The sequence below is a fragment of the Dyella sedimenti genome, assembly GCF_022760995.1.
GTDB lineage: Bacteria > Pseudomonadota > Gammaproteobacteria > Xanthomonadales > Rhodanobacteraceae > Dyella > Dyella sedimenti.
The window spans coordinates 15,579-28,670 of record NZ_JAKWJO010000013.1; the positions used below are offsets into that span (position 1 = coordinate 15,579).

The window sequence follows — 13,092 nt, forward strand, 5'->3', positions numbered from 1 at the left end:
CGTTTTTCTGTGCGCGGGCTCAGGCCAGGCCATGCAGCCCGCATTCACGCTTGAGTCCGAAGAAACGCGTGGCTTCGGCGTCCTTGCCAGGCTCCCAGCGATGGCTGGTATGCACGTCGCCGATGGAAAGGTAGCCCTGCTCCCACAGCGGGTGGTAAGGCAGGCCGTGCCGGCGCAGGTACAGCCCGACGTCGCGGTCGGTCCAGTCGGCGATCGGGTGGAATTTCCAGCGACCGTCGCGACGCTCGGCGAACGGGATCGCCGCGCGCGTGCGCGCCTGGCTGCGCCGCAGGCCGGCGAACCACGAGCCGGCGCCCAGCTCCCGCAATGCCCGCTGCATCGGCTCTACCTTGCGCAGTCGGTTGTAGCGGTCGATACCTGGCACGCCCTGTTCCCATAGCTTGCCTTCGCGGGCCTCCAGCCAGGCGGGGCTTTGCGGCGCGCTGTAGACCTTCAGGTTCAGTGACAGCCGCACGCTCAGTTCATCGACGAACTGGTAGGTCTCGGGGAACAGGTAGCCGGTGTCAACCAGGATCACCGGCAGGTCCGGGCGCTGCCGGGTCAGCAGGTGCAGCGATACCGCCGCCTGCGCGCCGAAGCTGGAGGACAGCACGTGCGTGCCGGGTGCGTAGGCCATGGCCCAGATCACGCGCTGTTCCGCGCCGAGCGTGGCCAGCCATGCGTTCAATGCTTCCAGCGCCCTGGGATCGTGCTGCGCTTCCTCCAGCAGCGCCTGGTTCATGCCAGCACCTCCGCGGGAATCCGTCGCGGCTCGGCGCCGAGCACGCCGGTACGCACCAGGAAATCGCCAAAATGCTCGCCCTGCCCGCGCTCCGCCGCGTAGCGGGCGAACAAGGGATCGAGCGTCTCGAGGATGGCCGCCTCGTCGATGTTCTCGCGATAGGTCCGGTTGAGCCGCTGGCCGCGGAAATCCGCGCCCAGGCGCAGGTCGTAGCGTCCCGGGCCGCGTCCGACCAGGGCGATCTCGCCCAGGTACGGCCGCGAGCAGCCGTTCGGGCAGCCGGACAGGCGCAGCAGGATCGGCGCGTCGCCGAGGCCATGCTGGTCCAGCAGGGCTTCCAATCGCGGCAGCAGCTCGGGCAGGTAACGCTCGCTCTCGGCCATGGCCAGGCCGCAGGTGGGCAAGGCCACGCAGGCCACCGCGTGTCGGCGGATGCCGCTGTGCGTGCGATAGCCGTCCAGGCCGTGCGCGGCGACGATGGCGTCGATGCGCGCGCGCTGCTCCGCCGCCACGTTGGCGACGATCACGTTCTGGTTGCAGGTCAGGCGGAAATCGCCCTCGTGCACGCGGGCCAGCTCGCGCAGGCCGCTCAGCCAGCGGCGCTCGCCAACGTCGGCCAGCCGGCCCGACTCGATCTGCAGGGTGAGGTGCCAGTAGCCGTCGCCGCCCTCGATCCAGCCATAGCGGTCGCCGTTGTGGTCGAAGCGATAGGGGCGCTCAGGCGCAAGCGCAAAACCCAGCCGCGATTCCACCTCGGCCTTGAAGACATCGAGCCCGCGATGGTCGATGGTGTATTTCAGCCGCGCATGCTTGCGTTCGCTGCGATTGCCCCAGTCGCGCTGCACCGCCACCACGGTTTCGGCCAGCGCCAGCAAGTGTTCCGGCGCCACGAAGCCGATCACGCTGCCCAGGCGGGGATAGGTGGTGGGATCGCCGTGGGTGGCGCCCATGCCGCCGCCCACCGCCACGTTGAAACCTTGCAGTTCGCCCTGCTCGATGATGGCGACCAGGCCCAGGTCCTGCGCGAACACATCCACGTCGTTGAGTGGCGGGATGGCCAGCCCGATCTTGAACTTGCGCGGCAGGTAGGTGGTGCCATACAGCGGCTCCTCCTTGGGCTCGCCCACCAGCGGCTCGCCGTCCAGCCAGATCTCGTGGTAGGCGTGCGTGCGCGGCGACAGCGCCTCGGAAAGACGGGTCGCCCAGGCATAAGCCTGCGCATGGGCGGCGGATTCCACCGGGTTGGGCGTGCTCACCACGTTGCGCACCACATCGCCGCAGGCGGCAATGGTGGTGGCCAGCGCCTCGTGGATGGCCGCGATGGTGGGCTTGAGCCGGCGCTTGATGATGCCGTGCCACTGGAAGGTCTGGCGCGTGGTGATGCGCAGGGTACCGTTGGCATACTCGCGGGCCAGGCGATCGAATACCAGCCACTGCGCCGGCGTCACCACGCCGGCAGGCAATCGGGCGCGCAGCATGAAGGCATACGCCGGCTCCAGCTTCTGCCGGCGGCGTTCCTCGCGCAGGTCGCGGTCGTCCTGCAGGTAGCTGCCATGGAATTTCAGCAACTTGTTGTCGTCGTCGCTGATCGCTCCGGTAACGGGATCGCGCAGGCCCTCGGCGATGGTGCCGCGCAGATAGCGACTGTTGGCCTTGATGCGCTCGAAGTCGGAAGGCGGCGGAGTGCTCATGTCAGTACACGTCGCGGGCGTAGCGGCCCTGTTGCAGGAGATCGGACAGCCATTCCCTGGCCCCCTCGGGCGTATGCCCGCCGTGCGCCACCGCCACGTCGACCAGCGCCGCATGCACGTCCTTGGCCATATGGGTGGCATCGCCGCAGACGTAGAGATGGGCGCCTTCGCGCAGCCAGGCGTAGAGTTCGCGCCCCTGCTCGCGCAGCCGCTGCTGCACGTAAACCCTGGCGTCGTCGTCGCGCGAGAACGCCAGGTCCAGGCGATGCAGCGAGCCATCCCGCAGCGCGGCCTGCCATTCGACCTGGTAGAGGAAGTCACTACCGAAATGGCGATTGCCGAAGAACAGCCAGTTGCGCCCGCGCGCGCCGGCCTCGCGGCGCTCCTGCACGAAGGCGCGGAACGGCGCCACGCCGGTGCCCGGCCCGATCATGATGATGTCGCGCGCGTCGTCCTTGGGCAGCCGGAAGCGCTCGTTCGCCTCGATGAATACCGGCAGCCGCCGCTCATCGCCCGCCTCGGCGATGAACGAGGACGCCGCGCCCCAATGGCGTTCGCCATGCCCGAGGTAATCCACCACGGCCACGGCGAGGTGCACTTCGTCGCCCACGGCCTTCTGGCTTGAGGCGATGGAATAGAGCCTGGGCGTCTGCGGCCGCAGCGTGGTCACCAGTTCCCCGGCGGTCCAGGCCACCGGATGACGCTGCCACAGGTCGAGCGGCTGGTCGCTGGCCAGCACGGCGGCCAGCGACGCGGACTGCTCCGGACGCAGCAGTTGCGCCAGCGCCGAATCGCGGCTGGCCGTCGCCAGCGCGGCGATCAAGGGCCGGCTGAGCCGGGTCAGCTCGCGTTCATGCGACAGCCAGCGGCGCAACGGCAGCTCCCGCCCGTCGTGGCGCACGATCTCATCGCCATCCAGGTGCAGCAGCGACAGCCATTGCTCCACCAGCGCGGGCGGGTTCTCCGGCCACACGCCGACCGCGTCACCCGGCTCGTAGCGCAGTCCCGAGCCTTCCAGCGACAATTCCACATGGCGGATATCGCGGCCGGCATCGCGCGCTACGATGGACTGGTTCTCCAGCACGGCCGCCGCGTAGGGATGCTCCCGACTGAACGCCACTCGGCTGGGCACCGGCTGCAGGTTGGCGACGCGCGCGGTGGGCGACGGATTGCCCAGCGCCTGCCGCGCCTGCTCCAGCGCCTGCCCGCTCCATGGCGCGGCGACCGCATCGACGTCCACGTCGGCCTCGCCCAGGGGCGCCAGCCGCGTACCGCCCAGCTCGGCCAGGCGCGCATCGAGCTGCCGGCCGATCGCGCAGAACTGCGGGTAGCTCGAATCGCCCAGGCCCAGCACGGCGTAGCGCAGGCCCGGCAGCCTCGGCGCACGCTTGCCCAGCACGAACTCGACCAGGCCGCGCGCGTCGTCCGGCGGCTCGGCGTCGCCCTGCGTGCTGATCACCACGATGAGATGGGTTTCCTTGGCCAGCTCGCGCTGCGGGTAGGCATCGGCGCGCACCAGGCGCGCTGCCAGGCCGGCCGCTTCGGCGCGCGCGTGCAACTGGGCGGCGATGCGCTTGGCCTGGCCGGTCTGGCTGCCGTAGAGAATGGTCAGTCGCTCGCCCGGCGCGGCGGATGGCGCCGGAACGGCGCCGCGCTGCACCTGCTCGGCGCGGGCGGCGCTCCAGGCGGCGATCCAGTAGAGCTCCGCCGGCCCCAGCCCGTCGACCAAGCGCTCCAGCGCCGACAACCGCTCGCGGTCCACGCCTGCCAATCCGGTTTCCGTTGCCGCGACCGCGCTCACATCGACTTCCTATGGACGTCCATACCCCTGGACCTCCAAAGCTAGTCATGACGCCAGGTCATGTGAAAGGACGTGTTGGCATAACCACATGTCCGCCGGCTTATTTTCGGCGCTGCGCGGCTCCGTGCCCCAGAATGCTCCGGGCCAGCCGAACGCACTGACCGCGATCAAGCGGGGCCGCCGCCGCGTTCGCTTAGAATGGGCGGATGACTACCTCCCGCCCCCTCCCCATCGAAGTCCGCGGCAGCGCCCGCCAGCCCCTGGGCATGAGCCCGGCCCAGTTTCTGCGCGACTACTGGCACAAGCGCCCGCTGCTGATCCGCCAGGCCTTCCCCGGCTTCCAGCCCCCGATCCAGCCGGATGACCTGGCCGGCCTGGCGCTGGAGGAAACCGCCCTGTCGCGCCTGATCGTCCACGACGAGGCGCGTGAGCGCTGGAAAGTGAAGGCCGGCCCGCTGACCGAGAAGGACTTCGCCGGCACGCCCGACCGCAACTGGACCCTGCTGGTACAGGACGTGGACAAGTGGGACGCCGACGTGGCGGCCCTGCTGAAGGACTTCACCTTCCTGCCCAGCTGGCGGCTGGACGACATCATGATCTCCTACGCCGAGCCGGGTGGCGGCGTCGGCCCGCATGTGGACCAGTATGACGTGTTCCTGCTGCAGGCCATCGGCCAGCGCCACTGGGCGATCAGCGATGACCCGGACGCGCCGAAGGATTTCCGCCCGGACGTGGAGCTCAAGCAGCTCCGGCACTTCGAGCCCACCCATGAGTGGCTGCTCGAACCGGGCGACATGCTCTACCTGCCGCCCGACGTGCCGCACGACGGCGTGGCCTTCGGCGGCCCCTGCATGACCATCTCGGTGGGCATGCGCGCACCGTCGCGGGCCGAGCTGGTCGGCGACCTGGCCGATTACCTGGCCGAGCGCCTGCCGGACGAACTGCGCTACAGCGACCCGGATCTCGCCCCAGCCAAGGCCATCGGCGAGATCGACCGCGCGGCGCTGGCCCGCGTGCGCCAGTCCGTGCCCTTCGCCGCCGGCCTGGACGACGCCACCCTGGTCGACTGGTTCGGCCGCTTCATTACCCGCTACCGCAGCGCCCAGCAGCCGGTGCCGCCCACCAAGGCACTGACCGGCGCGGCCCTGCTCAAGCAGATCGAGGGCGGCGCCCGCCTGCTCCGGCACCCCTGGGCGCGGATGGCCTGGGCCAAGGCCCGGAGAGGCGCTACCCTGTTCGTCAACGGGCAGGCCTACCCCGCCGCGGCCGAGCTGGCCGCACGGATCTGCCGCGAACGAGAGCTGGCGCCCGGCGGGAAGATCCCAGCCGCCGAACTCACGCTGCTGCTGGCCCTGGTCAACGACGGACACCTGGTGGTGCGCAAACCGCGACGGCGATGAACGAATCCAGGCCCCCCATCCTTCCCGCCGCCACCCGCGGCGAACTGACCGACAGCCGCCTGCAACTGCTGGCCGGGGCCCGTCATCGCGTCGACATCTACCAGCCCTGCCTGGACGCGGACAGCTACCAGGGCGAGGACGAACTGGCCGAGCTGCGTCGGCTGGCCACTTCCGGGCGCGGGGCGCAGGTGCGCCTGCTGCTGCATGATCCGGCGGCCGCCCTGCGCGATGGCCATCGCCTGATCGCGCTGTCCCAGCGCCTGCCCAGCGCCATCCAGGTGCGCACACCGGTCGAGGACACCGACCTGGCCTATGCGTCCAGCTACCTGCTCACCGACCAGGGCGGCTACCTGTTCCAACCGGAGGCCACCCGGCCCGGCGGGCGCGGATCCCTTTGCGACCGCGCCGCGCAGGCGCCGCTGCTGCAGCACTTCAATGAAGTATGGGAGCGCTCGGCACCGGCCACGGTGCTGCAGGCCCTCCATCTCTAGGGGAGCCGGCCGCGGGGGCCGGCCATCCCTAGCCGCGGGCTGAACGAGCGGTGCGGGATGGCCTGTCATCGTTCCGCCACCATTCCCTGGCTTTCCCGCGGAAAAAGCCGGTCTACGACGATAGTCGGTACCCCCGGGCTCGAAATACTCGCCATCGCCCCCATTTCCGGTGAGCGTTTTGGGTTGCCGCGCCGCAGCACCCCAAGGCTATAATTAACGGGATTTTTCCCAGCCACCGGCCAACCCCGGCCGGCGGCTGCAAGCCTCCCTTCCTCACCGGTGGTGACGTGAGCACAAATCTGATCCGCGAGTTCTTCGAATCCTCCCAACTCGCCGGCGGCAACGCCGATTACGTCGAACAGCTCTATGAATCCTGGTTGGCAGACCCGTCGTCGGTCTCCGCCGACTGGAACAGATACTTCGGAACCTTCAGAGGCCGCGAAGCGGGGGACGTCCCCCACTCCGCGGCCATTGCGCGTATAGAGGCCGCACAAAAGCAGCGCCACAACGGCGTCGCCGTAGCCGGACCGGTGGACGATGCCCATGCCCGCAAGCAGGCCGGCGTGCTGCGCATCCTTACCGCCTACCGCTCGCGCGGCCACCTCGCGGCCAATCTCGACCCGCTCGGCCTGGCCGAGAAGTTGCCCGCGCCGGACCTGGAACCCGCCTTCCACGGCCTCTCCGATGCCGACCTGGACACCGAGTTCGACTGCGGCAACTTCGCCGGCGGTGGCCTGCGCATGAAGCTTCGCGACCTGCTCGCCCGACTCAAGAAGGTGTACACCCACACCCTTGGCGTCGAGTTCATGCACATCAGCAACCATGAACAGCGCAACTGGATCTACACCCGCCTGGAGCAGGCCAACGGCGACGCCGGCCTGGACGCCGCGGGCAAGAAGCGCGTGCTGGCCGAGCTGACCGCGGCCGAGGGCCTGGAGCGCTACCTGCACACCAAGTACGTGGGCCAGAAGCGCTTCTCGCTGGAAGGCGGCGACAGCCTGATCCCGATGGTGGACGACGTAGTGCGCGCCGCCGGCGACAACGGCATCAAGGAAGTGGTGATCGGCATGGCCCACCGCGGCCGCCTCAACGTGCTGGTCAACATCCTGGGCAAGCCGCCGCGCACCCTGTTCAACGAGTTCGAAGGCAAGTTCGACCATCCGGACGATCCGGCGCACTCGGGCGACGTGAAGTACCACATGGGCTTCTCCGCCGACGTCAAGACGCCGAACGGCGGCACCCACGTGGCGCTGGCGTTCAACCCGTCGCACCTGGAGATCGTCAACCCGGTGGTGGCCGGCTCGGTGCACGCGCGCCAGACCCGCCGCCGCGACACCGAGCGCAAGCAGTCGATGGCGGTGATCGTGCACGGCGACGCCGCACTGGCCGGCCAAGGCGTGAACATGGAACTGTTCAACATGTCCCAGGCCCGCGGCTTCAAGATCGGCGGCAGCCTGCACATCGTGGTGAACAACCAGGTGGGCTTCACCACCTCCAACCCGCAGGACGCCCGCTCCACGCTGTACTGCACCGACATCGCCAAGATGGTCAACGCGCCGGTGTTCCACGTGAACGGCGACGATCCGGAAGCGGTGATCCAGGCCACCCGCCTGGCCTACGAGTTCCGCAAGCAGTTCCGCAAGGACGTGATGATCGACCTGGTGTGCTACCGCCGCCACGGCCACAACGAGGCCGACGAGCCGGCGGCCACCCAGCCGGTGATGTACCAGATCATCCGCAAGCGCCCGACCACCCGCGACCTGTACGCGCAGCAACTGGTGAAGGAAGGCGTGATCGCCGACGGCGACGGGCAGAAGCTGCTCGACGACTACCGCAACCGCCTCGAGGCCGGCGAGCCGATGACCGAGCTCACCACCGCCCTGATCAAGGACATCGAGGTGGACTGGGACAAGTACATCGGCGGCAAGCTGTCCACCCCGGCCGACACCGGCTACCCGAAGCAGCGCCTGGTCGAGCTGGCCAACCAGATCCTCACGTTCCCGAAGGACCTGACCCTGCAGTCGCGCGTGGCCAAGATCTACGAGGACCGCGCCAAGATGGCCGCCGGCGAGCTGCCGGGCGACTGGGGCTTCGCCGAGAACCTGGCCTACGCCTCGCTCATCGACCAGGGCTACAATCTTCGCCTGGTCGGCCAGGACTGCGGCCGCGGCACGTTCTTCCACCGCCATGCCGTGCTGCACGACCAGAAGACCGGCTACACCTATATGCCGCTGGCCACCGTGCGCGAGGGCGCCGACGTCGAGGTGATCGACTCGCTGCTCAGCGAGGAGGCCGTGATGGCCTTCGAGTACGGCAGCGCCACCACCGATCCCTACACCCTGCATATCTGGGAAGGCCAGTTCGGCGACTTCGCCAACGGCGCCCAGGTAGTGATCGACCAGTTCATCAGCTCGGGCGAGGCCAAGTGGAACCGCCTGTGCGGCCTGGCGCTGTTCCTGCCCCACGGCTACGAAGGCCAGGGTCCGGAGCACTCCTCGGCCCGCCTGGAGCGCTTCCTGCAGCTGTGCGCGCTGGACAACATGCAGGTCTGCGTGCCCACCACGCCGGCCCAGGCCTTCCACATGATCCGCCGCCAGATGGTGCGCCCGACCCGCAAGCCGCTGGTGGTGATGACGCCCAAGTCGCTGCTGCGCCACAAGCTGGCCGTGTCGTCCCTGGACGAGCTGGCCAGCGGCAGCTTTCAATTGGTGATCCCGGAGCATCGCGAACTGGCCGCCAAGAAGGTCAAGCGCGTGGTGCTGTGCTCGGGCAAGGTCTACTACGACCTGCTGGAAGAGGCCGAGAAGCGCGGCCTGGCCGACGTGGCCATCGTGCGCGTGGAGCAACTCTATCCGTTCCCGCGCCCGCAGGTCACGGCGGAACTGGAGAAGTACCCGGCCGCCAAGGAAGTGATCTGGTGCCAGGAAGAGCCCATGAACCAGGGCGCATGGTTCCAGATCCGCCACCACCTGCAGGCCTGCGTGGGCAGCAAGCAGAGCCTCTCGTACGCCGGCCGCGCCCGCTCGCCGGCCCCGGCCGCCGGCCACCTCAATACCCATGTCGCCGAACAGGCGGCATTGGTCGAGCAGGCCTTGGTCGCACCGATCGGCCCCGACCACTCGGCGGAATAGTTTTATCGGAAAAGTGCGGCCATGGATGGCCGCTTTTTGACTTTAGCGTTCACGGATGAACGCACTGAATTTGAGAAGTGCGGCCATGGATAGCCGCTTTTGGCTTTCGCGCTCACGGATGAACGCACTAAATTTGAGAAGTGCGTCCATGGATGGCCGCTTTTGACCTTAGCGTTCAGGGATGAACGCACTCATCAAAGGATATTTATGTCTATCGAAGTCAAAGTTCCCGTCCTGCCCGAGTCCGTCTCCGACGCCACCATCGCCACCTGGCACAAGCAGGCCGGCGAAGCGGTCAAGCGTGACGAGAACCTGGTCGACCTCGAAACCGACAAGGTGGTGCTGGAAGTGCCGTCGCCGGTCGACGGCGTGCTGAAGGAAATCAAGTTCCAGTCGGGCGACACCGTAACCAGCCAGCAGGTGATCGCGGTGATCGAGGAAGGCGCCGTGGCCGCCGCGCCGGCACCCGCCGCTGCCGCGCCGGCGCCCGCGCCGGCCGCAGCCCCCGCCGCCGCGCCGTCGGTCGGCAAGGCCGGCAACGCCGACCTGTCGCCGGCCGGCCTGCGCGTGGCCACCGAGCAGAACATCGATGCCTCCAAGGTCGCCGGCACCGGCCGCGACGGCCGCGTGACCAAGGAAGACCTGGTCAACTACGGCAAGGGCGGGCCCGCCCCGGCCGCCGCCGCGCCGGCAGTCAAGCCGACCCCGGGCTCGCGTCCGGAAGAGCGCGTGCCGATGACCCGCATCCGCGCCCGCATCGCCGAGCGCCTGATGCAGTCGAAGAACTCCATCGCCATGTTGACCTCGTTCAACGAGGTGAACCTCGCCGAAGTGGTGAAGATGCGCAAGGCGCTGGGCGAGTCGTTCGAGAAGGCGAACGGCGTGAAGCTCGGCTTCATGAGTTTCTTCGTCAAGGCCGCCGCCGAAGCGCTCAAGCGCCATCCGATCGTCAACGCCTCGGTCGACGGCAACGACATCGTCTATCACGGCTACCAGGACATCTCCATCGCCGTGTCCACCGACAAGGGCCTGGTGACGCCGGTGCTGCGCAACGTGCAGGACCTGAGCTTCGCCGACGTCGAGCGCGGCATCGTCGACTACGCCAAGAAGGCGCGCGACGGCAAGCTGGGCCTGGACGACCTGCAGGGCGGCACCTTCACCATCACCAACGGCGGCACCTTCGGCTCGCTGCTGTCCACCCCGATCGTCAACCCGCCGCAGAGCGCCATCCTGGGCATGCACGCCATCAAGGAGCGCCCGGTCGTCGAGAACGGCCAGGTGATCGCCGCGCCGATGATGTACCTGGCGCTTTCCTACGACCACCGCATCATCGACGGCAAGGACGCGGTGCTGTTCCTGGTGGACATCAAGAACCAGCTTGAGAATCCGCAGCGCATGTTGCTGGGCATCTGATCGCTCCGCGGTCAGATGCCGGGAATAGGGAATCGTGAATAGGGGGAATAGCGGACCACCGCAACCTTTCGCGCCTTTCCTATTCCCTATTCCCCACCCCCTATTCCCGTGAGCGAAGCATGAGCGAACAACAGAAATTCGACGTCATCGTCATTGGCGCCGGCCCAGCCGGCTACGTGGCCGCGATCCGCGCCGCACAGCTTGGCCTCAAGACCGCCTGCGTCGACGCCTTCGTCGGCAAGGATGGCAAGCAGGCGCTTGGCGGCACCTGCCTCAACGTGGGCTGCATCCCGTCCAAGGCGCTGCTGGACTCCTCGCGCCAGTTCTGGAACATCGCGCACAACTTCCCGGTGCATGGCATCAGCGTCGAGAACCCCAAGATCGACGTGGCCGCGTTCATCGCGCGCAAGGACAAGATCGTCAAGCAGTTCACCGGCGGCATCGGCCAGCTGTTCAAGGCCAACAAGATCATGCCGTTCTTCGGCAAGGGCAAGCTGCTGAAGGGCAACAGCGTCGAGATCACCGGCCATGACGGCGACAAGCAGACCATCAGCGCCACCAACGTGATCCTGGCCTCCGGCTCGGTGCCGATCGAGCTGCCGTTCGCCAAGTTCGACGGCAAGACCATCATCGACAACGCCGGCGCGCTGGACATCGGCGCCGTGCCCAAGCGCCTGGGCGTGATCGGCGCGGGCGTGATCGGCCTGGAGCTGGGCAGCGTATGGCGCCGCCTGGGCTCGGAGGTCACCATCCTCGAGGCGCTGCCGGATTTCCTCTCGGTGGCCGACGCCGACATCGCCAAGATCGCCGCCAAGGAATTCGCCAAGCAGGGCCTGGATATCAAGACCGGCGCCAAGCTCACCAAGGCCGAGGTCAAGGGCGAGGAAGTTCACCTCACCTACGAGGACAAGGACGGCGCGCACGATCTGGTGGTCGACAAGCTGCTGGTGGCCGTGGGCCGCCGCGCCTACACCGACGGCCTGCTGGCCGAGGACACCGGCGTGAAGCTGGACGAGCGCGGGCGCATCGTGGTGGACGAGCACAACCACACCGGCGTGGACGGCGTGTGGGCCATCGGCGATGCCGTGCGCGGCCCGATGCTGGCGCACAAGGGTTCCGAGGAAGGCGTGGCGGTGGCCGAGTGGATCGCCGGCAAGGCCGGCCACGTGAACCTGGACACCGTGCCCTACGTGATCTACACCGAGCCGGAGATCTCCTGGGTCGGCAAGACCGAGAAGCAGCTCAAGGACGAGGGCGTGCCGTACAAGGTCGGTACCTTCCCGTTTGCCGCCATCGGCCGCGCCGTGGCGATGAACGAGGCCGTCGGCCAGGTGAAGATGCTCGCCCATGCCGAGACGGACCGCATCCTGGGCGTGCACATGGTCGGCCCGGGCGTGTCCGAGCTGATCGCCGAGTGCGTGGTGGCGATGGAGTTCAAGGGTTCGTCCGAGGACCTGGCCCGCATCGTCCACGCCCACCCGACGCTGTCCGAAGCCGTGCACGAGGCCGCCCTGTCGGTGGACAAGCGCGCCATCCACAAGGGCAACTAAGGGCATATCCCGTGCAGGCCATGGATGGCCGGCGACACGGGATCCACGGCCCGCTCGTGGCAACATGGGCGGGCCGTTTGCTTTTCCGCCGTCATTCCGGCGCAGGCCGGAATCCTGTGGCGGCAGGGTATGGTCGTCGCGATGAAGCCGAACCCGCCGGCCGGCTCGCGACAATCCGATCGTCCCGCTACTGGATTCCGGCCTGCGCCGGAATGACGTACGTTTCAACCCCTCGCCTCGAAAATCCCATGCCCCAACCTACCGCCCTTTGCGTCTACTGCGGCTCCAGCAGCGGCAACCATCCCGACTACGTCGAGCAGGCCCGCGCCTTCGGCGCCGAGATGGCCCGGCGCGGCATCGCCCTGGTCTATGGCGGCGGCAAGGTGGGCCTGATGGGCACGGTGGCCGACGCGGTGCTGGCGGGCGGCGGCAGGGCCATCGGCGTCATCCCGCGCCAGCTGGTCGACCTGGAAGTCGCCCATGCCGGCCTCTCCGAGCTGGTGGTGGTCGATACCATGCACCAGCGCAAGACCCGCATGTTCGAGCTGGCCGACGCCTTCGTGGCCCTGCCCGGCGGCTTCGGCACCATGGACGAGATGTTCGAGATGCTGACCTGGGCGCAGTTGGGCCTTCACCGCTACCCCTGCGCGTTCCTCGATGTGCGCGGCTATTACGCGCAGCTGCGCGCGATGATGGATCACATGGTGGCCGAGCGCTTCGTACGCGCCGAACAACGCGACAGTGTATGGTTCGGCCAGGACATGCAGCAGTTGTTCGCCTGGATGGAGCAGTACCAGGGTGTCTATACGCCCAAATGGATCGACCGCAGCAGCGTCAAGGCCTGAATACGGCTGGCGCCTCCGAAGAAGGATT

At 68.1% G+C, this 13,092-nt stretch carries 9 protein-coding genes; 6 read left to right on the forward strand and 3 right to left on the reverse strand.

The genetic code is table 11. From position 1 onward, the window contains the following. Positions 1-19: 19 nt before the first annotated feature. From MJ605_RS18825 to MJ605_RS18835, 3 genes are read right to left on the reverse strand one after another with little or no spacing between them, the layout of a single operon-like run. Complete coding sequence (locus tag MJ605_RS18825) at positions 20-742, reverse strand: phosphoadenylyl-sulfate reductase (RefSeq protein ID WP_243043084.1); 723 nt, start codon at positions 740-742, stop codon at positions 20-22. Then, positions 739-2,433, reverse strand: a complete 1,695-nt coding sequence (gene cysI, locus MJ605_RS18830) for an assimilatory sulfite reductase (NADPH) hemoprotein subunit (protein WP_243043085.1) — start codon at positions 2,431-2,433, stop codon at positions 739-741. Before cysI ends, MJ605_RS18825 begins: the two co-directional genes overlap by 4 nt. A gap of 1 nt (position 2,434) precedes the next feature. Next, positions 2,435-4,234, reverse strand: coding sequence for an assimilatory sulfite reductase (NADPH) flavoprotein subunit (locus MJ605_RS18835; RefSeq protein ID WP_243043086.1), 1,800 nt, complete (start codon positions 4,232-4,234; stop codon positions 2,435-2,437). A gap of 206 nt (positions 4,235-4,440) precedes the next feature. Between MJ605_RS18835 and MJ605_RS18840 the strand changes: the two genes are divergently transcribed. The 6 genes from MJ605_RS18840 (at position 4,441) to MJ605_RS18865 (ending at position 13,064) form a co-directional block, all read left to right on the forward strand. Beyond that, positions 4,441-5,634 carry a cupin domain-containing protein gene (locus tag MJ605_RS18840; protein ID WP_243043087.1) on the forward strand — a complete coding sequence of 398 codons (1,194 nt, stop codon included), beginning with the start codon at positions 4,441-4,443 and terminating at the stop codon, positions 5,632-5,634. Beyond that, positions 5,631-6,125, forward strand: coding sequence for a DUF7931 domain-containing protein (locus MJ605_RS18845; RefSeq protein WP_243043088.1), 495 nt, complete (start codon positions 5,631-5,633; stop codon positions 6,123-6,125). Before MJ605_RS18840 ends, MJ605_RS18845 begins: the two co-directional genes overlap by 4 nt. A 287-nt stretch (positions 6,126-6,412) precedes the next feature. Beyond that, positions 6,413-9,256, forward strand: a complete 2,844-nt coding sequence (locus MJ605_RS18850) for a 2-oxoglutarate dehydrogenase E1 component (RefSeq protein ID WP_243043089.1) — start codon at positions 6,413-6,415, stop codon at positions 9,254-9,256. Positions 9,257-9,463: 207 nt separating this feature from the next. Then, complete coding sequence (gene sucB, locus MJ605_RS18855; RefSeq protein WP_243043090.1) at positions 9,464-10,669, forward strand: dihydrolipoyllysine-residue succinyltransferase; 1,206 nt, start codon at positions 9,464-9,466, stop codon at positions 10,667-10,669. Between the two features lie 119 nt (positions 10,670-10,788). Then, entirely contained in the window at positions 10,789-12,219 is a 1,431-nt protein-coding gene (lpdA, locus tag MJ605_RS18860; protein ID WP_243043091.1) for a dihydrolipoyl dehydrogenase, read from the forward strand. Positions 12,220-12,467: 248 nt separating this feature from the next. Next, positions 12,468-13,064, forward strand: a complete 597-nt coding sequence (locus MJ605_RS18865) for an LOG family protein (RefSeq protein WP_243043092.1) — start codon at positions 12,468-12,470, stop codon at positions 13,062-13,064. Positions 13,065-13,092: the final 28 nt, after the last annotated feature.